This window comes from Qipengyuania algicola (assembly GCF_042492175.1).
GTDB lineage: Bacteria > Pseudomonadota > Alphaproteobacteria > Sphingomonadales > Sphingomonadaceae > CAJXSN01.
In genome coordinates, this window is sequence record NZ_CP170453.1 from 888,591 (window position 1) to 910,752 (window position 22,162).

20 protein-coding genes are annotated in these 22,162 nt (G+C 63.0%); 15 read left to right on the forward strand and 5 right to left on the reverse strand.

The genetic code is table 11. From position 1 onward, the window contains the following. Positions 1-54: 54 nt before the first annotated feature. The gene (gene ald, locus ACFCW2_RS04260; protein WP_379548389.1) at positions 55-1,176 is read left to right on the forward strand and encodes an alanine dehydrogenase; all 1,122 of its coding nucleotides are present in this window, start codon (positions 55-57) and stop codon (positions 1,174-1,176) included. 161 nt (positions 1,177-1,337) lie between these two features. After that, positions 1,338-2,987 carry a sensor domain-containing diguanylate cyclase gene (locus tag ACFCW2_RS04265; protein ID WP_379548390.1) on the forward strand — a complete coding sequence of 550 codons (1,650 nt, stop codon included), beginning with the start codon at positions 1,338-1,340 and terminating at the stop codon, positions 2,985-2,987. A gap of 11 nt (positions 2,988-2,998) precedes the next feature. Here ACFCW2_RS04265 and ACFCW2_RS04270 read toward each other — a convergent pair whose 3' ends face one another. From ACFCW2_RS04270 to ACFCW2_RS04280, 3 genes are read right to left on the reverse strand one after another with little or no spacing between them, the layout of a single operon-like run. Continuing rightward, on the reverse strand, positions 2,999-4,291 hold the full coding sequence (locus tag ACFCW2_RS04270) for an NADH:flavin oxidoreductase/NADH oxidase family protein (RefSeq protein WP_379548391.1): 1,293 nt from the start codon (positions 4,289-4,291) through the stop codon (positions 2,999-3,001). Further along, positions 4,288-4,692 (reverse strand): acyl-CoA thioesterase, encoded by a 405-nt coding sequence (locus ACFCW2_RS04275; protein ID WP_379548392.1) that lies wholly within the window; start codon positions 4,690-4,692, stop codon positions 4,288-4,290. Before ACFCW2_RS04275 ends, ACFCW2_RS04270 begins: the two co-directional genes overlap by 4 nt. Further along, positions 4,689-6,887: a S9 family peptidase gene (locus ACFCW2_RS04280; protein ID WP_379548393.1), complete on the reverse strand. Its 2,199-nt coding sequence runs from the start codon at positions 6,885-6,887 to the stop codon at positions 4,689-4,691. Before ACFCW2_RS04280 ends, ACFCW2_RS04275 begins: the two co-directional genes overlap by 4 nt. A 114-nt stretch (positions 6,888-7,001) precedes the next feature. Here ACFCW2_RS04280 and ACFCW2_RS04285 point away from each other — a divergent pair, with 114 nt between their 5' ends. The 7 genes from ACFCW2_RS04285 to ACFCW2_RS04315 all read left to right on the forward strand — a co-directional run bounded on the left by ACFCW2_RS04285 (position 7,002) and on the right by ACFCW2_RS04315 (position 13,887). Further along, entirely contained in the window at positions 7,002-8,822 is a 1,821-nt protein-coding gene (locus ACFCW2_RS04285; RefSeq protein WP_379548394.1) for an aminopeptidase P family protein, read from the forward strand. A 71-nt stretch (positions 8,823-8,893) separates the two neighbouring features. After that, positions 8,894-9,274, forward strand: a complete 381-nt coding sequence (locus ACFCW2_RS04290) for a VOC family protein (protein WP_379548395.1) — start codon at positions 8,894-8,896, stop codon at positions 9,272-9,274. A 52-nt stretch (positions 9,275-9,326) separates the two neighbouring features. Next, positions 9,327-9,728, forward strand: coding sequence for a cupin (locus ACFCW2_RS04295; protein WP_379548396.1), 402 nt, complete (start codon positions 9,327-9,329; stop codon positions 9,726-9,728). 215 nt (positions 9,729-9,943) lie between these two features. Then, positions 9,944-10,564, forward strand: a complete 621-nt coding sequence (locus ACFCW2_RS04300; RefSeq protein ID WP_379548397.1) for an EF-hand domain-containing protein — start codon at positions 9,944-9,946, stop codon at positions 10,562-10,564. Between the two features lie 24 nt (positions 10,565-10,588). After that, a complete protein-coding gene (locus ACFCW2_RS04305) occupies positions 10,589-11,350 on the forward strand; it encodes a response regulator (protein ID WP_379548398.1) in 762 nt (253 codons plus the stop codon). A 5-nt stretch (positions 11,351-11,355) separates the two neighbouring features. Beyond that, positions 11,356-12,765 (forward strand): sensor histidine kinase, encoded by a 1,410-nt coding sequence (locus ACFCW2_RS04310; protein ID WP_379548399.1) that lies wholly within the window; start codon positions 11,356-11,358, stop codon positions 12,763-12,765. Positions 12,766-12,798: 33 nt separating this feature from the next. Further along, complete coding sequence (locus ACFCW2_RS04315; protein WP_379548400.1) at positions 12,799-13,887, forward strand: glutathione S-transferase family protein; 1,089 nt, start codon at positions 12,799-12,801, stop codon at positions 13,885-13,887. A gap of 17 nt (positions 13,888-13,904) precedes the next feature. Here the strand turns inward: ACFCW2_RS04315 and ACFCW2_RS04320 are convergent, their stop codons facing one another. Next, a complete protein-coding gene (locus ACFCW2_RS04320) occupies positions 13,905-15,479 on the reverse strand; it encodes a helicase HerA-like domain-containing protein (protein ID WP_379548401.1) in 1,575 nt (524 codons plus the stop codon). A 59-nt stretch (positions 15,480-15,538) separates the two neighbouring features. Here ACFCW2_RS04320 and pabB point away from each other — a divergent pair, with 59 nt between their 5' ends. From pabB to ACFCW2_RS04345, 5 genes are all read left to right on the forward strand, one after another. Then, positions 15,539-17,359 (forward strand): aminodeoxychorismate synthase component I, encoded by a 1,821-nt coding sequence (gene pabB, locus ACFCW2_RS04325; RefSeq protein WP_379548402.1) that lies wholly within the window; start codon positions 15,539-15,541, stop codon positions 17,357-17,359. Beyond that, complete coding sequence (locus tag ACFCW2_RS04330) at positions 17,356-18,036, forward strand: RluA family pseudouridine synthase (protein WP_379548403.1); 681 nt, start codon at positions 17,356-17,358, stop codon at positions 18,034-18,036. The genes pabB and ACFCW2_RS04330 overlap by 4 nt, the downstream gene beginning before the upstream one ends. After that, positions 18,029-18,448, forward strand: coding sequence for an alternative ribosome rescue aminoacyl-tRNA hydrolase ArfB (gene arfB / locus ACFCW2_RS04335; protein ID WP_379548404.1), 420 nt, complete (start codon positions 18,029-18,031; stop codon positions 18,446-18,448). Before ACFCW2_RS04330 ends, arfB begins: the two co-directional genes overlap by 8 nt. A 148-nt stretch (positions 18,449-18,596) precedes the next feature. After that, positions 18,597-18,764: a 50S ribosomal protein L33 gene (gene rpmG / locus ACFCW2_RS04340; RefSeq protein ID WP_379548405.1), complete on the forward strand. Its 168-nt coding sequence runs from the start codon at positions 18,597-18,599 to the stop codon at positions 18,762-18,764. Between the two features lie 92 nt (positions 18,765-18,856). Next, entirely contained in the window at positions 18,857-19,519 is a 663-nt protein-coding gene (locus ACFCW2_RS04345; protein ID WP_379548406.1) for a LolA family protein, read from the forward strand. Positions 19,520-19,779: 260 nt separating this feature from the next. Here ACFCW2_RS04345 and ACFCW2_RS04350 read toward each other — a convergent pair whose 3' ends face one another. Then, positions 19,780-21,201, reverse strand: a complete 1,422-nt coding sequence (locus ACFCW2_RS04350; protein ID WP_379548407.1) for an alkaline phosphatase — start codon at positions 21,199-21,201, stop codon at positions 19,780-19,782. A 114-nt stretch (positions 21,202-21,315) separates the two neighbouring features. Between ACFCW2_RS04350 and ACFCW2_RS04355 the strand changes: the two genes are divergently transcribed. Continuing rightward, the gene (locus ACFCW2_RS04355) at positions 21,316-22,125 is read left to right on the forward strand and encodes an exodeoxyribonuclease III (RefSeq protein WP_379548920.1); all 810 of its coding nucleotides are present in this window, start codon (positions 21,316-21,318) and stop codon (positions 22,123-22,125) included. Positions 22,126-22,162 lie beyond the last annotated feature (37 nt).

Consider the following 22,162-nt stretch of genomic DNA (forward strand, 5'->3'; position numbering starts at 1 on the left):
CTTCTTGTTTCGTTTGTAACGACCGCATTCGCACTATTCCAAAGGACCAAAGCCATGCGCATCGGTTGCCCCTCCGAAATCAAAAACCACGAATACCGCGTCGGCCTGACGCCCGAAAGCGCGCGGGAATTGACCCATCGCGGCAACGAGGTCTGGATCCAGAGCGGCGCCGGTCTGGGTATCGGGGCAACCGATGCCCAGTATATCGATGCCGGTGCCACCATTGTCGACGGCCCCGATACGATCTTTGCCGAGTGCGAGATGGTGGTGAAGGTGAAGGAACCCCAAGCAGAAGAGCGCAAGAAACTGCGCGAGGGGCAGATTCTCTATACCTATCTGCACCTCGCCCCAGATCCGAAGCAGACGAAAGATCTGCTGGAATCTGGCGTGACCGCGATTGCCTATGAAACGGTCACCGGCCCCGGCGGACGGCTGCCGCTGCTCACTCCGATGAGCCAGGTGGCCGGACGGATGAGCATTCAGGCGGGCGCCAATGCGCTGGAGAAGGCCCATGGCGGGCGCGGCGTGCTGATTGGCGGCGTACCGGGCGTCTTGCCAGCCAAGGTCGTGGTGATCGGCGGCGGGGTGGTCGGCTTTAACGCGGCGCAGATGGCGGTGGGTCTGGGCGGCGATGTCGAGATTCTCGACCGCGATCCAGAAGTGCTGGAGAAGGTCGGGACCTTCTTCGAAGCACGCGCCAGCACCCGGTTCTCCAACACAACCAATCTGGAAGATTCGCTGCGGCAGGCCGATCTGGTCATCGGCGCAGTGCTGATCCCCGGGGCCGCAGCGCCCAAGCTGGTCAGCCGGGAAATGCTGAAAGAAATGAAGCCAGGCGCAGTGCTGGTCGATGTGGCGATCGATCAGGGCGGGTGTTTTGAAACCAGCAGGCCGACAACCCATGCCGATCCGACCTATGTGGTGGATGACATCGTCCATTACTGCGTCGCCAATATGCCCGGCGCTGTCGCCCGCACGAGCACTTATGCGCTCAACAACGTCACCCTGCCCCACGCCCTGAGAATTGCGAAGCTGGGCTGGAAAGACGCTTTGCGCGAGAACCCCCATCTCGCCGAGGGATTGAACGTCCACAAAGGCGAGGTCACCTACAAGGCGGTAGCGACCGAGCTGGGCTATGATTACCGCAGCATCGACCGCCTGCTGGCGATGGACTGAGCTGCGCGAAACTAAGGGCAATTTTAAGCTGGTCTTAACCCTAATTTAGGGCACACTGGCCTAGACCTTGGACCATGGGCCGGGTCAGCTTCCTTTGGACAATTCTGTGCGCGCTTGTGTGCGGCATTGTTTCTGTCTGGGCGGCACCTGCACACGCCGCCGTGATCCATGGGGCGGATTGCCACCGGGGCGCGTCGCTGGAGGCGACGCTCAACACGGTTCGGGCCGACAGCAAGGGCTGGATCTGCCGGTCCGGAGAATGGCACACGGGGGAGCCTGCAGCCTGGCTGAAATTCGACGCGCCCGCCGATCCCTTTTCGGCCCAGCCAACAGAGCTTTTCCTTCGCTTGGCCCAGATTGAGTCGATTGAGATCTATTCCATCAAAGACGGACGCGAAATTGCCTATCAGAGCCATTCGGGCGCTGCGATCCGTCCGGCAGACAACGGACCCTATGTTGCCGTGCCCTTGCCGGGCACCGGGCTGAAGGCAGAGACATTCTATGTCAGACTGGTTGGGGCAAATTATGCCGCGACCGGTGCAGATGCCCGGCTGATCCATTCCGCCGCCACTGCCGGATGGCCGGAGCATTATACAATTATCGTCGGCGCGATATTTGGGCTGGTCTGCGCGCCCCTTTTTCTCAATCTGACCCTGTTTCCCGCACTGCAACGCTCTTTCATGCTCTATCATGCCGGCATGTCGCTGGGCATGCTGATGACCCTTTCGGCAGCCAGCGGGCTGGCAACCGGCATGCTGGGTTTGGACACGTACGCTCTCGTGACCCTGACAGAGATTGGCTATGTCCTCATCGTCGCTCTTGGCGGCTTCTTCGCTGCAACGTTCCTCGAACAGGGCGCGATTAGCCCGGTGGTGCGCCGTGCGCTTAAGGGATCAGGCCTGCTGGCCCTTGTGATTGCAGGCGGCATCGCTGCGGGTATCCCGCCATTTTCCTGGCTGGGGCGAACCATCTTTTTGCTCGCCTTCTTCCCGATATGTTTCGCGTCATTGGCGGCAATGGCGCAGGCAGTGCAGCGCGGAAGTCTGTGGGTACGATACCAAATCGCAGCTTGGACCCCGGCCATTATCGTGGGCCTTGATATGACCGCCACCGGCCTCGGCTTGCAAGCCGAACCGCGTTGGGGGGTGCTGGCACCGTTTCTGGCCATGGGATTCGAAGTCGTTGTTACCGGTATCGGTGTTGCCCACCGCCTCGTGCTGCTGCGGCGCGAACGTGACGATGCGCAGAGCGAGGCGCGCATTCTCGAAAAGCTGTCCGAGCGCGACCCGATGACCGGGCTATATAATCGCCGCGCGCTGGAAGACCGGATCGAAGCGCTGCACAAATCGGGCCATGATACTTTCGCGCTGCTCGATCTCGACGAATTCAAGCAGGTCAACGATACGGCCGGGCACGGCGTGGGCGACGATGTGATCCGGGTGGCTGCCGACGTGTTGCAAAGCGACGAACACTCGCTCGCCATTCGTCTGGGCGGGGAAGAATTCATGCTCGTAATGAAAGGCGGCGATGCCGCGGACCGGGCCGAGCAGCTGCGCAAGGCTATTACCCTGCGCGTGGCACGCGAGGTAGACGGGCTGGAACGGCTGGTCACCGCCAGCATGGGTCTGGCCGTGATCCCTTATAGCGCCGTGCCCAATTCATCGTTCGAGGATCTGTACGCACTGACCGACAAGCTTCTGTATGAAGCTAAGGAAAGCGGCCGCAACCGGACGGTTAGTCAAAAGCTTCGCGCCTTCCGCAAGCGCGGTCAGGATCGGCGCGGCCAATCAGAAGCAGTTCGCGCCGCCTGACAATACACCCATCAGGCGGAGGCGCGCCATTTTCGATAGCGCCGCGCACGGGTCGCCGCGCGGACCTGATCAGCCAGCAATGCGGCAGCGGAAGAACCGCCATCACCGGGCGGCTTGCCCTTTGCCATCCGCTCGATCTGCGCCTTTGTCAGGCCCATGACCGCCAGCGCTGCCAGCGTCTGGCTCTTCCAGCCGCATTCGGGCAATTCGACAGCTGCATTCTTCCGCTCGCGCCAGTGGTTTGGCAGGTTAGGATCGGCAGCCAAAGCGCGGGCAATGCCGATGATCGCCACGCCGAACCCGTTTGCGTCCTGCTCCAAGGCCGCCTCAGCAGTCTCCAACTTCGTGATGCCGCCTGTCACCATGATCGGCATGGACGCGACCTTGGCGATGTCGCGGGCGAAATCGACGAAAAAGGCCTCGCGCGCCTGCGTGGAGGTTTGCGGCGCGCTGTCCTCTTGCGGGTTGCCCTGCATCGCGGGACTTTCGTAATTGCCGCCCGACAGCTCGACGAAATCCAAGGCGCCTTTGCGTTCGGGTCCGCCCAGCCATTCGACCACTTGCCGCGCATCTTCAAACGCGAAGCCACCGCGCTGGAAATCGGCGCTGTTGAGCTTGATACCCACGCCGAAAGCAGGTCTGACCCGCGCGCGCACAGCATCAACGATTCTGAGCAGGAACCGCGCGCGGTTTTCCAGTGATCCGCCCCATTCGTCAGTCCGCCGATTGGCCAGTGGGGAGAGGAACTGGCTGACCAGATAGCCATGCGCCCCATGGATCTGCACCCCGTCGAAACCGGCTTTCTCGGCCTGTTGGGCCGTATCGGCAAAGCGCTCAATTATCCGCTCGATCTCGGTGACTTCCAGCGGGCGAACCTCGGCGAAGAGCGAGGAGAACTTACCCAGATCGAGCGAAACATCGGACGGGCTGACGGCGGTTTGGCCCAGCGATTTGTACAGCTGGCGGCCGGGGTGGCTGATCTGCAGCCAGAATTGCCCACCACCCGATTTGCCGATCCGCGCCCAGTTGATGAAGGGCGTGAGATCGGTGCCTTTCTCCAGCACCACGCCGCCCGGCCCTGTCAACGCGCTGGGATCGACCATGACATTGCCCGACAGGATGAGCCCGGTGCCACCACGCGCCCAGCGTTCGTAGAGCGTGAACAGCCGCTCGCCCGGATATTGCCCCGGCTGCTCGGCCAGGTTTTCCTCCATCGCCGCCTTGCAGATGCGGTTGGGAATGGTGCTGCCATTGGGCAGCGTAAGAGGTTGGAACAGCGGGCTGCCGGTTGCTTCGGTGGTCATTCGGTATCCTCGAAAAACGGCGCGGCGATCTCCGCCCTGACGCGTTGCGGGCGCAGGGTTTCAGCGTCAAGCATGGCCCAGGTCGTATTGGCGCTGACGATCACCTTGCCCGCATCATTGCGGAAGTCCACGCGGCGGTCGAATTTCGCACCCTTGGGTTCACCGGGAATGAAGGTCTCGCCCACAGCGCTCTCACCCTCGGCAATATTACCGCGATAATCGATCTCGTGCCGCACCACGAGCCAGACAAACCGCGCCCGGTCCTCGGCCCTTGCCACCGCATCCCAATGCGCCGTCGCCATGTCCTGTATCCACTGGACCCACACCGCATTGTTGACATGGCCCATCACATCGATGTGCTCAGGCCCGGCGGTGAAGGTTTTCGTGAAGCGTGCGCTCACTCCTCGAGACCGAGCTGCCACAGCAGGAACGCAAACTCCTCTGCGGTTTCATACAGCCGGGTGAAGCGTCCCGACTTGCCGCCATGGCCTGCGCCCATATTGGTCTTGAGCAGCAGCACATTGTCGTCTGTCTTCACATCGCGAAGCTTGGCGGTCCATTTGGCTGGTTCCCAATAGGTCACGCGCGGATCGTTCAGGCCTGCAGTGATCAGCAGCGGCGGATAATCCTGCGCCACCACCTGATCATAAGGGCTGTAGCTGAGGATATAGGCGAACGCCTGTTTGCTTGTCAGAGGATTGCCCCATTCGGGCCATTCGCCCGGCGTCAGCGGCAGTTCCGCATCCAGCATCGTGTTGAGCACATCGACGAACGGCACATGCGCAGCGACTGCGCCCCAAATATCGGGATCGGTATTGACCACCACGCCCATCAGTTCGCCTCCAGCACTGCCGCCGCTCGCGCTGACCTTGCCCTTTTGCGTGTAACCCTTGTCGATCAGGCCCTTCGCCACATCGACGAAATCGTTGAACGTGTTGGTCCGCTCATTCAGCTTGCCCTGCAGGTACCAGTTGCGGCCCAGATCATCCCCGCCGCGAATATGCGCGATGGCATAGCGCATGCCCCGGTCTAGCAGGCTGAGGCGGCTGGAGGAGAAGCCCGGCGGAATAGCGTATCCGTAAGCGCCATAGGCATAGAGGTGCAGCGGCGCGCCCATTGGCGTATCCTTGTGGCTGACCACGCTGACCGGCACCTGCGTCCCGTCGCGCGCGGCCACCATCAGGCGCTCCGTCACGTAATCGGACTGGGTGTAGCCGCTGGGAATCTCCTGCTGCTTCAGAAGTTCCAGTGCGCCGCTCGCCACATCGTAATCATACACGCTGTCGGGCGTGACCATGCTTTCGTAGGACAGACGCAGCTTGCTGACGTCGTATTCCGGATTGTTGCTGAGGCCGGTGGAATAGCTTGCCTCAGGAAACGCGATGGGCGTGATCTTCGATGCGTCGGCGTAATCGCGCAGCTGGATCTGGTCGAGCCCGTCCAATCGCCCCTCGGTGACGTAGAAATGTTTGTAGAGTTCGAAGCCGGTCAGATAAAATTCGTCCGAGCCACTTATCAGCGTCGTCCACTCGCCCGGAGAGGAAAGCGGCGCGGTGGCGAGGCGGAAATTGACGTGGTCGTCATTGGTGTGGACGAACACCGTGCCTTCCCGCACATCGACCGAATACTCGACGCCCTTCTCGCGCGCCTTCACAAGGATCTGCTCGCCAGTCGGATCGTCAGCGCGCACCAGCCGCACTTCGCTCGTCTCGTTGTCGCCGGTGGCGATCAGCAGCCAGTCTTCCTCTGCCGTGAGCCCGGCACCCACGCGGAAGCCTTCGTCTTCCTCGCGGAAAATCTCGACGTCTTCGGACACATCGGTGCCGACGCGGTGCAGACGGACATTGTCGACCCGCCAGTTCTCGTTCGCTTTGCCGTAAGCAATCATCGTGTCGTTCGCCAGCCAGGTCAGGCCCGACAGCGTTTCGGGGATCACATCGTCTAGCAGCTCGCCGGTCGCAATGTCGCGAATACGCGCGGTGAACCGTTCCGACCCGTCATCATCGTAGGAATAGGCGAGATACTTGCCGCTATCGCTGACCGAGGCCGAACCGAGGCGGAAATATTCCTTGCCCTCGGCCAGCTGGTTTTCGTCCAGCAGCAGTTCCCTGTCCCCGCCTGCAACCGGGCGGCGATAATGGATGCGGTATTCCTTCCCGTCTTCCACTTCGGACCAATAGAGCCAGTCGCCATCCTTCTGCGGGACAGAGGCATCGTCCTTCTTCACCCGGCCCTTCAGCTCTTCGAAGATCGTGTCGACCAGCTCTTGGCGCGGGGCCATCTGCGCTTCGAAATAGGCGTTCTCTTCTTTCAGGTAATCGAGCACGTCCTCGTCATCGATGGTCGGGTAAGACTGGTCCTTCAGCCAGTGATACGGATCGCTGATGGTGATGCCGTGATGAGTGAAGGAATGGTCGCGCTTGTCCGCCACGGGCGGCGTCGCTGAAGTCGTGTCGGTCACTTGTGCGGGGTCTCCTTGCGCGAACGCGGGGGTCGTCAAAAGGGTGGTGGTCAGCAGGGATGCTGCCAGAGCAATCGGGGCGCTTTTCAGCAGATGGCGGGTTTGGGCCTGGGGCTGGGGCTTTGGCTGGTTCATGGGTGATCTCATCCTGTTGCCTATGCCGTCCGCCTTGGACAGCCTTGCCGATGACGGGTAAAGCCCCATGTCGAAGGCCACAAGATGCCAAAAACCTAAGCAGGACCCCGACCGATGCTGATGCAAACCCATGAAGCCCGCCTTTCCGCCCTGCGCGAGGAACTGAAAAGCCGAGGTCTGGCCGGGTTCGTCATCCCGATTTCTGATGAACATATGAGCGAATATGTCGGCGAAGATTCGCAGCGGCTGGCGTGGCTCACCGGCTTTGGCGGCAGCGCGGGCAGCGCGGCGGTGATGACGCATCAGGCGGCGATCTTCATCGACGGGCGCTACACCGTGCAAGTCCGCGATCAGGTGGACGAGAAGCTGTTCGATTATCAGTCTGTGCCCGCCACCAGCCCGGCGAAATGGCTGGCCGAGAACGTGCAGGAGGGCGACCGGATTGGCTATGACGCTTGGCTCCACTCGCGCGGCTGGGCCGAGGCTACGGCGAAGCTACTGGCGGATAAAGGCGGCCAGCTGGTCGCCGTCGATGGCAATCCGGTGGACGCAGTGTGGCAAGACCGCCCCCAGCCGAGCGCGGCAGTGGCAATGGTTCACACCGATACGCTGTCAGGCCGCAGCAGCGCAGAAAAGCGCGGCGATGTGGCCGAGTGGCTGAAGCAAGAGAAGCTCGATACGGCGGTGATCTCCGCGCTCGATTCGGTGGCATGGCTGCTCAATATTCGCGGGGCCGATATTGCTCATACGCCGGTCGCATTGAGCTATGTTGTGGCCCATGCCGATGGCACGGCGGAGCTGTTTATCGCTCCAGAGAAAGTCACGCCGGAATTGCAGCAGCATCTGGGCAACGCCGTGACGGTGCGTGACCGGACGGAGTTTGCCCCGGCGCTGCATGGCCTGTCGGGAAAGCGCGTTGCGGTCGATCCGGAATACGGCGTGGCGGCGATCACCAAGGCGCTGGAAGATGGCGGGGCGACCGCCATTGCCAAGCGCGATCCGACCATTCTGGCGCGCGCGGTGAAGAACCCGGTCGAGGCGCAGGGCCACCGCGATGCTCAGGCCCGCGACGGGGCGGCGGTTTCGCGCTTCCTGTGCTGGCTGGAGACGGAAGGCCCAACCGGCCAAGTGGACGAATTGGCCGCAGCGGCGAAATTGCAGGCCTGCCGCGCTGAAGATCCGGGTCTGAAAGACCTGTCTTTCGACACGATCAGTGCCGCCGCGGGCCACGCCGCTCTGCCGCATTACAAGGTGGACGAGGACACCAACATCCCCATCCCGCCCGGCAGCATCTATCTGGTGGATTCGGGCGGCCAGTACACGCTTGGGGATGGCGCTGGCACGACGGACATCACCCGTACTGTCTGGATTGGACCGGGCGAACCTACCGCGGAAATGAAGGACCGCTTCACCCGCGTGCTGAAGGGGCATATCGCGATTGCCACAGTGACCTTCCCCGAAGGCACCAATGGCGGCCAGCTCGATAGCTTGGCCCGCCATTCGTTGTGGCTGGCCGGGACCGATTACGCCCACGGCACGGGCCACGGGGTCGGCAGCTTCCTTTCGGTCCACGAAGGGCCGCAGCGCATCGCGAAAACCGCTGGCGCGCAGGGCGGCACGCTGGAGCCACTGCAGGCCGGGATGATCCTTTCCAACGAACCCGGCTATTACAAGGCAGGCGAGTTCGGCATTCGGATCGAGAATCTGGTCCTGACCGAGGAGCGTGAGATACCGGGGGCCGATGAAGGGACTTGGTTAGGCTTTGAAAACCTCACTTGGGTGCCGATCGACCGCACGCTGATCGAGCCGGCCCTGCTGACCGCAGACGAGCGCGCATGGCTTGACCAGTATCACGCCGACACCCGCGCGCTGCTCGCCCCGCAGCTGGAAGGCGCAGCGCTGGAATGGCTGGAGCGACACACGCGGCTTCTCTGATTGTCGCTTTGACTCGCCCACCCATGTTCCGGTAATGTTCCACTATCGCGAGTCGCGGCAGGAGACAGGCAATGATCGGATATGTGACACTGGGCACCAATGACCTCGCGAAGGGCGCGAAGTTTTTCGACGCCATTGCGAAGGAGCTAGGTGTCGGGCGGATGATGGAATTCGACAGCTTTATCGCGTGGGGCGAGATGGGCGGCGCACCGGGCGTAGCCCTGACCCAGCCCTTCGACGGCGAGAAGGCCAGTGTGGGCAACGGTACGATGGTCGCGCTGCAAGTCGCCGACCGAGAGCAGGTGCAGCGGGTCTATGACATCGCCATCACACAGGGCGGTAAGGATGAAGGCCCGCCCGGACCGCGCGGAGATGACGGTTTTTACGCCGCCTATTTCCGCGATCTGGACGGACACAAACTCAACGCGTTCTGCATGGTTGGGCCAGAATGAGACTGACTTGATGAGATAGCCTGAACGAGCAGGCCAATAGAGGGGATCTACAATGAGCGGACCACACACACTGACCGAGCAATTCATCCATCTTGGGCTAGGCGCAACATCGGTCCCCCAGCCTCCTTTTGACGGAATGGAATGGTATGAGGGGTACGGCCAGCGGCATGGCGCGGACGGAGCCGAAGGCCGGCTCGTCTCTATGTACACCTTCGATGCGGATTGGGATGTGTGGGAAATGCACCCCAAGGGGACCGAAGTGGTCCTGTGCGTCGAAGGCAGCATGACCCTGCATCAGGAGCATCCCGATGGCACCGTGAATGCGGTCACTATCGGCAAAGGCGAATACGCCATCAACCCGCCAGGCGTGTGGCACACCGCCGACATATCGGGCGCTTCTGCCACGGCGGTGTTCATTACAGCCGGGGAAGGGACCGAGCATCGGCCCCGCTAGCGCCCGGGTTATTCATCTTTTCCGCTAGATGAATGAACAACGTGCCGTGATACAATCCGCGACACTTCTCCTGCTATCCGGCAAACTCCTGTGACACTCCGCCTCTAGAACGGCATTTGTGAGTTGCGAATGCGGGTGGCCCCCTCCCCCCTCTCCCCCTCCCTCGGGGCGCTCGCTTCGCAGCTCGCGACTTTTGTCGTAATGGAGAAATGAAAATGAAAATCCCCACCCCCAATTTTACCCTCAAGTCGCCCAAGACTATCGCGATTGCATTGGCATCCGCCTCGCTGCTGGTTGGCGGCGTCGCCGTTGCCCAGCAGACGCACGGCGACAAGGGTCCGATGACCCGCGCAGAAGTTGCCGAGCGCTCGCTCGAAAAGTTCGCCAAGATGGACGCCAATGGCGATGGTCAGCTGGATAGCACCGACCGCGATGCCAAGATGGCCGAGCGCTTTGCCGCAGCCGACACCGATGGTGATGGCGTCCTGACCCAAGCCGAAGTGACCGCAGCCCGCGAGGCGCGGCGCGGTGACCGGCAGGAACGCCGGGCTGCACGCGGTGCTGACACCGAGAACGGCGAACGCATGAAGCGCGGCGGCAAACGCGGCGGAAAGCACGGCATGCGTGGCGGCCGCGGAATGCGCGGAATGGAAATGATGGCGCAGGCCGATACCGACGGTAACGGCTCTGTCAGCCAGGCCGAGTTTCAGGCCGCTGCCCTTGCCCGGTTCGACAAGGCCGACACCAATGGTGATGGCACGGTGACCGCCGAAGAACGCAAGGCCGCCCGTCAGGCGCACCGCGCCGAACGCTCCGCCGAGCGGACGGCAAGCTAAAACATACGGAAGGAAGGGGCGGCGATGACCACCAACCCATCGGGCTCTGACTCACTGGCATCAACGTCGCCCCACATCCTCCTCGTCGATGACGAAGCTACGTTGCGCGAACCCCTGGCCGAGTATCTCACCGGTCAGGGGTTTCGTGTGTCCGAAGCAGACAGCGGGGCCGGTGCCCGCACCGCGCTGCTCAGCGAAACACCGGACATCGCTCTCGTGGACATCATGATGCCGGGCGAAGACGGCCTCTCGCTGACCCGCCATCTGATCGAGGCGCGCGATCTCCCCGTCATCCTTCTGACTGCAAAGGGCGAGCCGACAGACCGGATCGTCGGACTGGAAATTGGCGCGGATGATTACGTGACAAAGCCGTTCGAACCGCGCGAGCTGGTCGCGCGCATCCGTTCGGTCCTGCGCCGGGCCGGACGCGCGGCTCCAACGCCAAGCGAGGATCTGCTGTACGAGTTCGAAGGCTGGCATCTCGATCCGGTCAAGCATCGCCTGACTGATCCCGACGGCACGGTGATTGCAATCTCCACTGCCGAATTCCGCATGCTGAAAGCCTTTCTCGACCATCCCCGTAGCGTGATGAACCGCGACCGGCTGCTCGACATGGTGCAAGGCCGCGAGGCGCAATTGTTCGACCGTGCGGTGGACAATCAGGTCAGCCGCCTACGCCGCAAGATCGAGGCGAACAGCCGTGATCCGCAACTCATCCTCACCGTGCGAGGCGGCGGCTACCAGTTCGCGGCAGACGTGCGCCGCGTGACGCAGCAAAGCGGCTGAGCAGAATGCGCCTGTGGCCCTCCAGCCTACGCGGCCAGACGCTGCTTGCTGTGGCCCTTGCGCTGGTCATCACTCAGGCGTTTTCCGCCGTACTTCTTTACCGTGCAGGCGAGACGCAGCGCGAGAACGATATCATCAATCGGGCAGCTATCAGCCTGTTGCTGGAACAGGACCGGCCGCAAGAGAGGCGCGGCATCCGGGGCGATCGCGGCCCACGCGCGCTGGCCACACGCCGCATCGAGCGTTCGCGTCCCGCCATCATCACCCCAAAATTCGCGCCCCAAGAAGGTGAACGGATCGAAAGCGGACTGGGCGAGCAACTCGGCGGCATTTTGGAACGTCAGGGGCAAGCGTTCACGCAAGTCGTGGTGCTGAAGCGCAAGGCCGGCGACGACCCGTGGCTTACCGCCGCAGCCAAAGGCGGCGCTCGCTTCGCCCGCCGGTCCGACTGGCAGGGCGAAACCATTCTCGTGGCCGCGATCGAGCTGCCCGAAAACGCCGGCTGGAAGGTTGCCCGCGTTGCGGTGCCGCCGCGCGAGCGTGGACGTGTCGTCGGTTTGATCGTCCAGACAACCCTGCTGTTTCTGGTGCTGATGGGCGTGCTGTTCCTGCTGCTTCGCCGGATCACCCGGCCGCTCGCGCAATTGACCGGCCGGACCGAGCAATTTGCCGCCACACAGGATGCCGCCGAGCCTCTGCCCGCAACCGGCCCCGCCGATGTCCAGCGACTGATCACTGCGCACAATGCGATGGAGGCGCGCATCGCCGCGCTGCTCGACGAAAAAGACGTAATGCTGGGCGCCATCGGGCACGATCTGAAAACCCCGCTTACTGCCCTGCGCGTGCGGATCGAGGCGGTGGAGGATGAGGGCCAACGGGCCAAGATGGCCGCCGGAATTGAAGACATTACCCGCTCACTCGACGACATTCTCTCGCTCGCCCGGATCGGGCGCGCGCCCGGTGCACCGGAGAATGCTCAATTGAACGCACTCGCCTCCTCTGTGGTCGAGGAGTTCGAGGATATGGGGAAAGACGTCAGCTTTGCCGGCGCGGAGAAGATCACCGCGCCGGTCCATGTCACATGGTTGCGCCGGGCCTTGCGCAATCTGGTCTCCAACGCCGTACGCTATGGGGGCACCGCGCAGGTCTCGCTGCTGAGCCAAGATGGCGCGGCGATTCTGCGAGTGGAGGATAATGGCCCCGGTATCCCTGCAGACCAGATGGCCGATATGCTGGAGCCGTTCCGGCGCGGCGAAGCCAGCCGCAACCGCGCCACTGGCGGCGCAGGCCTCGGATTGACCATCGCCCGTGCCATTGCCCAGCAGCACGGCGGATCGCTGGTCCTCACCAACCGCGAAAGCGGCGGATTGCGCGCCGATATCCTTCTGCCTGCAAGTGGCCGTAACGAAATCTAGGCGTCATGCGAAAATGCGTTCATGGACAAGAACATGACCGCAAAGCTCTATGCCGCTCCTCTGTCGCTCTATTCCGGAAAGGCGCGCGCCTATCTCGACTGGAAGGGCGTAGACTATACTGAAGTGCTCGCCTCGCCCGATATTTACCGCGACATCATCGTGCCGAATGTCGGGCGGCCTGTGATTCCGGTGATGGAGGCAGAGGACGGCGCGATCCTGCAGGATACGACCCTGATCATCGATCATTACGAGCACTTGGCCGATGGCTCCTCGATCTATCCCGCCTCCCCGCGCCAGCGCCTCGCCGCCCTTTTGCTGGAATGCTTTGGCGATGAATGGCTGGTCATCCCGGCGATGCACTATCGCTGGAATTACAACGCGGAGTGGGTTTACGGCGAGTTCGGCGCGGTGGCCCTGCCCGGTGGGACACCGGAAGAGCAATACGCCATCGGCAAGGAACGCGGCGCGACATTTCGCGGGTTCGTGCCGGTTCTGGGCATCAACGCAGCGACTATTCCGGCCATCGAAGCGAGCTACGAACAATTGCTGCGCGACCTGGATGTGCAATTCTCGGCGCATAACTTTCTATTCGGCAGCCGCCCGTCGATAGGCGATTTCGGTCTGATCGGTCCGCTTTACGCCCATCTCTACCGCGATCCGGCGTCGGGCGAGATCATGGAGCGCATTGCCCCCGCCGTTGCCCGGTGGGTGGAGCGGATGGTTAAAGTGAAAACTCCGCAGTCGGGCGATTTCTTGTCCGACGACACTGTCCCCGAAACGCTGCTGCCTGTGCTCAGCCGCATGATGAGCGAACAGCTGCCTTATCTCCAGCGCACGTCAGCCATGTTGGGCGAGTGGATGGAGCAAACCGGCGGTGACGAGCCACCGCGCGCGGTCGGCATGGCGCCTTTCACCATCGAGGGCGTCACGGGCGAACGGATCGCCACGCCGTTCAGCCTATGGATGCTGCAACGCGCGCTTGATTATCTGGCGTCGCTGGACGGCGCGGACCGCTCAGCGTGCGAGGACCTGCTGGCAAGCGTCGGCGGAGAGGCGCTTTTGTCGTTCACACTCCCCGCCCGTCTGACTTTCGCGGACCACATATTGCGGGTGGAGCGCTAACCGCCCCGGCCTGCGCCCTAACGCATCAGCCCGCCGATCAGATTTCGCACGAACCGCCCGGCGGTCGCTCCGCCCAGCGCCGTGGCGACCGTTCCCGCTGCCGAAGTCGCCGCGCTGCGGGTGGGGTTGGCGCGGCTTTTGCGCCCGGTCAGCTTGGCCGCAAGGATCGTGGCAGCGGAACTGGCCGCAGCACCGGCAGCGGCTTTGCCCGCTTTCTCCCACAAGGACGTCGTCTTGCGCGGCCGCTTGGCGACTTCTTCCTTGCCCTTTTCCTCGACTTCCTCGGCCGTGGAGGCGGCATCGACAGCCTTTGCCGCCAGCACTTCTTCCGCACTTTCGCGGTCGACCGCCTCGTCATACTTGCCCTCGACCGGGCTGATCGACTTGATGATCGCGCGTTCTTTCTTGCTCACCGGGCCAAGACGGCTGCGCGGCGGCTTCACCAGCGTGCGCTGGACCACCGATGGCGCGCCATCTTCCAGCAGGGTGGAGACCAGCGCCTCGCCCACTTTCAGCTCGGTAATCGCTTCCTCGACATCGAGATCGGGGTTAATCCGGAAGGTCTCTGCCGCCGCCTTGATCGCGCGTTTGTCGCGCGGAGTGAAGGCACGCAGAGCGTGCTGGACGCGGTTGCCCAGCTGTCCGGCGACTTCTTCGGGGATATCGATCGGGTTCTGGGTGACGAAGAACACGCCCACGCCCTTTGAGCGGATCAGGCGCACGACCTGCTCGATCTTGTCCTCCAGCGCCTTGGGCGCATCGTCGAACAGCAAATGCGCCTCGTCGAAGAAGAACACGAGCTTGGGTTTTTCCGGATCGCCAACTTCGGGCAGCGTCTCGAACAACTCCGCCAGCAGCCATAGCAGGAAAGTGGCATACAGCTTGGGGCTGCGCATCAATTTGTCGGCGGCGAGCACGTTTATATAGCCGCGCCCTTCATCATCGACTTGCAAGAAGTCGTCGATTTCCAGCGCCGGCTCGCCAAAAAACAGATCGGCCCCTTGCGATTCGAAGCTGAGCAATTGCCGCTGGATCGCGCCCACGCTCTGCTTGCTGACATTGCCGTATGTGCCCGACAGCTCCTTCGCATTCTCCGAAGCCCAGGCGAGGATGGCTTGCAAATCGCCGAAATCGAGCAGCAGCAGGCCGTTGTCATCAGCATGGCGGAAAACAATTTGCAGCACGCCTTCCTGCGTGTCGTTCAGATCGAGCAGGCGAGCGAGCAGCAGCGGGCCCATTTCAGACACAGTGGTGCGAATCGGATGGCCCTGCTCGCCATACAAATCCCAGAAAATCGCCGGATTGTCGGAATAGGCGTAGTCGTCCATGCCGAGCTCTTCGGCCCGCCCTTCGAGCTTGTCGGCATGCTTGAAGGTGGGCGATCCAGCCATGGAGATGCCGGACAAATCGCCCTTCACATCGGCCACGAACACCGGGACACCATTGGCGGAAAAGCTCTCGGCCAGCCCCTGCAAGGTCACCGTTTTACCCGTACCGGTGGCGCCTGCGATCAGGCCGTGGCGGTTGGCGCGGGACAGGTCGAGCGACTGGCGCTCACCGTTCCCGCCCAGTCCAATAAAAATGTCACCCATGTCTGTCTCGTGCTCCCCAAGTGGTTTTCTTTTGCGCGGGCCGCTCTATGGCAAACCCAATGGGAGAGCGCCAACCCTTCGTGTTGCTGGACGATGCGCGTCCAGAGGGTGCTGCGGATGCGCAGCTGCTCACAAACCCGCGCGCGCTGTTCGTGGCGCACCAGCCCGATCTGGTCGAGGCGGTGCTGGAACAGGCCCGCGCATCGCAGGCGCTCAATGGCGGGACGCTGGCGGGATATATCGCCTACGAGGCGGGGCTGGCGCTGGAGCCCAAGCTGATGCCCTTGGCGCAGGCGCGCAGCGGTGCGGCGGGTCCGCTGGTGTGGCTGGGTCTGTTCGAGAAATCCGAGACAATGCCCGCCGATGCTGTGCCTGCCTGGCTCGCGGCAGAGGCGGAGAGCGCAGGTGCGCCCGTATCGCTCGGTCCGCTGGAGCCGCAGGTTTCGCCCGGCGCGCATGGCGAGGCGTTCGAGCGGCTGAAAGGGGCCATTGCCGCAGGCGACATCTATCAGGCCAATCTGACCTTGCCGCTGACGGGGTCTTACCGGGGCGATCCGCTGGCGCTCTATGCCGCGCTGCGCCCGGCGGCGCAGGCCGGCTATGGCGGAGTGATCTTCGATGGCGGCGACTGGCTCCTCAGCCTGTCGCCCGAATTGTTCGTCTCGCTAAAAGACGGCACGGTGCGGGCCAAACCGATGAAAGGGACCCGTCCCCGCAGCGACGATCCCGAAACCGATGCGGCACTGGCCGCAGAGCTGGAGACATCGGACAAGGAACGCGCCGAGAACCTGATGATCGTCGACCTGATGCGCAACGATCTCAGCCGCGTGTCGGATGCGGGCACGGTGAGCGTGGAAAACCCGTTCAAGGTGGAGCACTATCCCAGCGTCCACCAGATGGTGACGACAGTCACGGCGCGGTTGCAATCGGGCAGCGACATCTTCGATCTGGTGCGCGCGATCTTCCCCTGCGGCTCCATCACCGGCGCGCCGAAAATCCGGGCGATGGAGCTGATCAACGAGGTCGAACGGGATGCGCGCGGGGCCTATTGCGGGGCGATCGGGCGGATCGATGCTAGCGGGGATGCGGCCTTCAACGTGGCAATCCGGACGCTGCGCCTGTCGCCCATAGAGAACGGCCAGGGCCGCGCCGTGCTGGGCGTGGGCGCAGGGATCGTGGCCGATAGCGAGGCTCTGCCCGAATGGCGCGAGACCTTGCTGAAGGCGGGATTTGCGCGCGCCTCTGCTCCGGGCGCGAGCGTTGCGGGGTTCGACCTGATCGAGACGATGCATTTCGATCCCGACCACGGTATCGCACTGCTGGAACTGCATCTGGAGCGCATGAAGGCAAGCGCGGCGGAGCTGGGCTTCACGTTTGACCGGCACGAAAGCCGCAACCGCATCCAGTCGCTGTGCTTCGATCTGGAGCAAGGCGCGAAGGTCCGTCTGCTGGCTTCACGATCGGGCGAGATTTCGTTGGAGGCTGCTCCCCTGCCTCCTGCTCCGGCAGCACCGCTCAAATGCATCATCCTGCCGCTGCCGGTCGATAGCCGCGACTGGCGGCTGCGGCACAAGACCACGGATCGCGGATTTTACGAGGCCGCGCGGGCCGCTGCGCTGGAGGCGGGCGCACACGAAGCGCTGTTTATCCGCGACGATGGTCTACTGACAGAAGGGGCATGGACCAGCCTGTTTGTGCAGCAGGACGGGATGCTGGCCACCCCGCCGCTCGGGCTGGGCCTGCTGCCCGGTGTGCAGCGCGCGCATTTGCTGGCGACAGGCAAAGCGGTGGAGCGCGAGCTGCGCGTCACAGATCTCGAAGACGGTTTCCTGCTCGGCAATGCCGTTCGCGGGCTGATGCACGCGGAGCTAATGGTATGATCGATATTCTGTTCGAAGACGGCGAAGCGCTGGTGATCGACAAGCCTTCAGGCCTGTCGATAGAGCGCCCGCGCAAGGGCGGCCCTTCTCTGGAGGACCATGTCGAGCAGTTGAAAATGGGTTTCCAACGCCCGCCTGTGCCGGTCCACCGGCTCGACACGGACACCAGCGGCTGCCTGCTGCTGGCGCGCAATCCGAAAGCTTTGAAGCGGTTCAATCGCGCATTCGAGGAACGCCTGCCGCAAAAGACCTATCTCGGCCTGCTCAGCGGGGTTCCGGCCGAAGCGGAAGGCGTGATCGAGCTGGCGCTGGCCAAGATCAGCAGCGCGGAAAAGGGCTGGCGGATGATTCCGGCGAGGAAGGGCAAACCTTCCCTGACGCATTGGCGGCTCGTGCGCGCGCTGGCGGGCGGCGGCGCTCTGGTGGAGTTCAAGCCCGAAACAGGCCGCACCCACCAGATCCGCGTCCATGCTGCATCGGGCCTTGGCCTGCCGCTGCTGGGCGATCCGATTTACGGCGACAAGGCGAGCGGGCCGCGCACCATGCTCCATGCCAGCGCGCTGACGATCCCGCGCGAAGGCAAGCCCGACATCGTCGCCGAAGCGCCAATGCCGCCCGATTTCGCGCGGCTTGCTGGCGAGACAAGTGAAGCCGCCAGCACAGAAGCCGATGGATGACACGCTGATCTCTCGCGCCAATGCTCTGGCGGAGGAGAGCTTTGTCGCCGGGTCCGGGCCGGGCGGCCAGAACGCCAACAAGGTCGCCACCGAAGTCCAACTGCGGGTCAATGCCTACAAACTGCGCCTGCCCCCGCCGGTCTTCGCCCGGCTCAGGCGGATTGCCGGGAGCAAGCTGACAGCGAGCGGAGACCTGCTGATTGTCGCCCGCAGCCACCGCACACAGGACGCCAATCGCAGCGAGGCGCGCGAGAAGCTCGCCGAAATTCTGGAAGAGGCCCACCGCCAGCCGAAAAAGCGCGCCAAGACCCGGCTCAACCGGGTCGGCAAGACCAAGCGCCTGAAGGCCAAGAAAGCGCGCGGCGAGGTGAAGGCCAAACGTGGCTCTGTGAAACCCGGCAGCGACTGGTAAAACCGGAGGCGGGACCAGCGTTTTGCCTTGACTCGGACGCGCGCATCGGTCAATTGCGCGCCCGATGTGGCGGCGTGCGCAAGCGCCGCCTGTTTTATTTTGGCCCCGTGAACCTCGCGGTGCCCCACAGGAATTTTAGGAAACCACGATGGCGAAGTCCGCAACCGTCAAGATCAAGCTCGTCTCGACCGCAGACACGGGCTTTTACTACGTGACGAAAAAGAACCCCCGCAACATCACCGAGAAGATGGTGTTCAAGAAGTACGATCCCGTCGCGCGCAAGCACGTCGAGTTCAAGGAAGCCAAAATCAAGTAAGCTTCGAGTTCATCTATCTGGCGACTTTCCTGAACAGCGGGATCGATCGTTGGTCAGTGACAGTTCAGCGCTTCGCGGGTAATCGTCGCCGCATGAACATCAAATCTCTTATCGCCAAGCCTGCCGGTGTTGCCTTTGCGGCTGCACTGGCTGTCGGCTTGCCCGCCGCCGCGCTGATTGCGCCCGCTACCCCTGTATTCGCACAGGCTGGACAGCTCGACAGCGCTGTCGCCGCGCTGCGCGGTATCAGCACGATGCGCGCCGATTTCACCCAGACCGACCGCAAGGGCCAGAGCATTGGCGGCGTGATGACGCTGAAGCGCCCCGGCAAGATCCGCTTCGAATATGAAAAGGGCGTGCCGCTGCTGGTCGTTTCCAACGGCAAGTCGCTGACGCTGGTCGATTACGAGGTGAATCAGGTCCAGCGCTGGCCGATCAGCAACTCGCCGCTCGGCGCGCTGCTCGATCCCAATCGCGATGTGAAGAAATACGGCAAGCTGATGCCGACCAGCAATCCCAATGTGATGAGCGTGGAAGTGCGCGACCCGAAGCGCCCGGAATTTGGCGTCATCACGCTGGTGTTCACGAAGAACTCCAGTGCACCCGGCGGGTGGCAATTGACCAATTGGGTCGCTCTCGACGCACAAAACAATCGCACGACGGTGCGTCTGCGCAATCAACGCTATGGCGTGTCGGTATCCGACTCGGCGTTCACCTATAAGGATCCGCGCCGCAGCGGTCGTCGCACGCGCTGAACGCTTCGTCGCCGGATTGCCCCGCTTCTGCGACAATTCGCGACATGCCGTTCACCTAACGGAAAGCGCGGGGGTCATAGTATCATACTTGTAAAGCGGCGGAGAGACGGGTTTCCCCCCTGTTGCCCTGTCCCTCGGATTGGCCGCTTTGCACCAAGCGTGACGAACGCTGAAACGGAAACCCTCGCACCACTGCCCCCGGTGCGGGGGTTTTTTCGTTTTCGGGCTCCGGTTTTGGTTGGGGACGCTATTCGGCCACTCTATTCCTCAGGCCAGCCAAACGCGCTGCGGATGATGTGATAGATGCGGTTCTGCTCGATCACACCGCGCACACCGTCCGCTCCGGGGCCCGAGCCATAGAGCGCGACATCCTCACCCGCATGGGTTTCAGAGCCAGTGGGAATGGCGGCCTGCTGCTGCGCCATGACGCCGGTTTCAGGAATCTCCCGCTCGCCCGAAATGGCGCCCGGTCCATTGGCATAACCCAGCGTGGTGTAAGGCTTGCCGTCCTCCGCCAAAACCAGTTCACCCTCTCCGCTGCCCGAATCGGGCGGGGATACGACATGGCCGAGGATCGGATTGCCGCGCTGCGGATACCCGGCAATCGTGAACACATGGCTGTGATCGGCGGTGACCATGATCAGCGTCTCTGCCGGGTCGGTATTGTCGATGGCGTGCTGGATGGCCCGGGCGAACTCGACAGCTTCTTCCAAGGCGACGCCCGCGCGCCCCCAGTGGTGCGCGTGGTCGATCCGTCCGCTTTCTACCATCAGATAATAGCCATCTGGATCGCCACCCAGCCGGCGAATCGCATCCGCGGTCATCTCGGTCAGGGTCGGCTCGGTGGAGGCGCCCTCGCGCTCTGCCATGTAGGTCATGTGGCTGGCCGAGAAGAGGCCCAGCACCGGCGCATCGGCGGGTGCAGCGGCCATTTCCGCAGCGGTGCGTGCAACGGTTCCGCCGGTCCTTGCTGCCCAATCGGATGGCAGATCGGCCGATGCCACCCCGCGCCTGCCGCCGCTATCAGCCCCGTAGAAGGCTACACTGCCGCCGCCCAGAGCCACATCGAAATCGGCTTCGACCAGCTGGGTGGCGATGTCCCGGCATCCAAAGCCTGCCTGCGCATCAGGGAAGGCGGCGTCCGCTTCCCAATCGCGGCTCGTGCTGCGCGCATAGACCGAGGCAGGCGTGGCGTGGGTCAGCCGCGCCGTGCTAACGATACCCAGCGCGAGCCCGCGCTCTTTTGCTTCCTCGCCCAGCAGCGGCAGCGCATGATCGGCAGCCGTCCGGCAATCGCCCTTGTCCGCACCCGGCCCCACGCCCAGCATCCCGATGCGAGTCTTCACCCCCGAATGCATCGCCGTGGCGGTGCCCGCGCTGTCGGGAACCTGCGCATCGGTGTTGTAGGTCTTGACCAGCGCCACGTTCTCGAACCGCTCGAACGGCAGGACATATTCCTCGCCCGTCTGGCCCAGTTTCTGCCCGGCATAAATGCGCGCGGCGGTGATGGTGCTGATGCCCATGCCGTCCCCGATGAACAGGATCACGTTTTTGGCTTTGTCAGCCTCTGGCGGCTGGACAGGTGCTGTGGCCATCGGTGCTGCGTCCTCCTGAGCATAAGTCGCACAGGCCGCCAGCGGCAGAAATGCAGTGAGAGCGAGAACGGAAAGGGCGCGGCGCATGAACAGTCTCCTTGATCAGCCTGTTCCTAAACGATGGCGCAGCAATATGACGAGGGCGAGAAACGTCTTTTGCGCGGGTTGCCGCAGAGACGCGCGCGGCCTATCTGCGGCCCCATGCTGTCCGTCACCACCTGGAACATCAATTCCGTCCGCTTGCGGATGCCGATTGTCGAGAAATTCATCGCGTCCCACGCGCCCGACATCCTCTGCCTGCAAGAGATCAAATGCCAGGAACACCAGTTCCCCTACGAGGCGTTCCGCGCGCTGGGCTACGAACATTTCGCGGTGCACGGGCAGAAGGGGTATCACGGCGTCGCCACGGTCGGCAAAGTGCCTTTCATCGAGTTTTCGCGCCACGATTGGCAGGACAATGGCGAGGCGCGTCATGTTGGCGTGCAGCTAAGCGATGGCGCTGGCAGCAAGGGCGGCGCGGGCACCGTCATCGAGAACGTCTATGTCCCCGCTGGCGGTGATATCCCGGATCGCGAGCAGAACCCCAAATTCGGCCAGAAGCTCGATTTTCTCGAGCGGATGACGCGCTGGGCGGAAACAATCGACAGCCCCACGTTGATCGTTGGCGATTTCAACATCGCCCCGCTGGAAAGCGATGTGTGGAGCCACAAGCAGCTGCTGAAAGTCGTCAGCCACACGCCGCTGGAGGTGGAAACACTCCAAGGCTTCATGGATGCGCATGGCTGGAAGGATATCGGGCGGGAACACATTGCTGCGCCGGAGCGGTATTATTCCTGGTGGAGCTATCGCAGCAAAGACTGGCGGAAGGGCGATCGCGGGCGGCGGCTCGATCATATGTGGGCCAGCCCGCAGCTCGCGGCGCAGGCCACCGGGCACAGCGTGTATGAAGATGCCCGCGACTGGGAGAAGCCGAGCGACCACGTGCCGCTGACGACGGAGTTTTCTTTCTGAGCGCTGGCGCGCCTTCTGGAAACCAGCCGTCACCGGC

What these genes read in the sequence shown, in the direction of transcription:
- ald (WP_379548389.1), top strand. Translation starts at nt 55, where the DNA reads ATGCGCATCGGTTGCCCCTCCGAAATCAAAAACCACGAATACCGCGTC.
- ACFCW2_RS04270 (WP_379548391.1), bottom strand. Translation starts at nt 4,291, where the DNA reads ATGACCACCGAAGCAACCGGCAGCCCGCTGTTCCAACCTCTTACGCTG.
- ACFCW2_RS04280 (WP_379548393.1), bottom strand. Translation starts at nt 6,887, where the DNA reads ATGAACCAGCCAAAGCCCCAGCCCCAGGCCCAAACCCGCCATCTGCTG.
- ACFCW2_RS04285 (WP_379548394.1), top strand. Translation starts at nt 7,002, where the DNA reads ATGCTGATGCAAACCCATGAAGCCCGCCTTTCCGCCCTGCGCGAGGAA.
- ACFCW2_RS04290 (WP_379548395.1), top strand. Translation starts at nt 8,894, where the DNA reads ATGATCGGATATGTGACACTGGGCACCAATGACCTCGCGAAGGGCGCG.
- ACFCW2_RS04295 (WP_379548396.1), top strand. Translation starts at nt 9,327, where the DNA reads ATGAGCGGACCACACACACTGACCGAGCAATTCATCCATCTTGGGCTA.
- ACFCW2_RS04300 (WP_379548397.1), top strand. Translation starts at nt 9,944, where the DNA reads ATGAAAATCCCCACCCCCAATTTTACCCTCAAGTCGCCCAAGACTATC.
- ACFCW2_RS04305 (WP_379548398.1), top strand. Translation starts at nt 10,589, where the DNA reads ATGACCACCAACCCATCGGGCTCTGACTCACTGGCATCAACGTCGCCC.
- ACFCW2_RS04310 (WP_379548399.1), top strand. Translation starts at nt 11,356, where the DNA reads ATGCGCCTGTGGCCCTCCAGCCTACGCGGCCAGACGCTGCTTGCTGTG.
- ACFCW2_RS04315 (WP_379548400.1), top strand. Translation starts at nt 12,799, where the DNA reads ATGACCGCAAAGCTCTATGCCGCTCCTCTGTCGCTCTATTCCGGAAAG.
- ACFCW2_RS04320 (WP_379548401.1), bottom strand. Translation starts at nt 15,479, where the DNA reads ATGGGTGACATTTTTATTGGACTGGGCGGGAACGGTGAGCGCCAGTCG.
- pabB (WP_379548402.1), top strand. Translation starts at nt 15,539, where the DNA reads ATGGGAGAGCGCCAACCCTTCGTGTTGCTGGACGATGCGCGTCCAGAG.
- ACFCW2_RS04330 (WP_379548403.1), top strand. Translation starts at nt 17,356, where the DNA reads ATGATCGATATTCTGTTCGAAGACGGCGAAGCGCTGGTGATCGACAAG.
- arfB (WP_379548404.1), top strand. Translation starts at nt 18,029, where the DNA reads ATGGATGACACGCTGATCTCTCGCGCCAATGCTCTGGCGGAGGAGAGC.
- rpmG (WP_379548405.1), top strand. Translation starts at nt 18,597, where the DNA reads ATGGCGAAGTCCGCAACCGTCAAGATCAAGCTCGTCTCGACCGCAGAC.
- ACFCW2_RS04345 (WP_379548406.1), top strand. Translation starts at nt 18,857, where the DNA reads ATGAACATCAAATCTCTTATCGCCAAGCCTGCCGGTGTTGCCTTTGCG.
- ACFCW2_RS04350 (WP_379548407.1), bottom strand. Translation starts at nt 21,201, where the DNA reads ATGCGCCGCGCCCTTTCCGTTCTCGCTCTCACTGCATTTCTGCCGCTG.
- ACFCW2_RS04355 (WP_379548920.1), top strand. Translation starts at nt 21,316, where the DNA reads ATGCTGTCCGTCACCACCTGGAACATCAATTCCGTCCGCTTGCGGATG.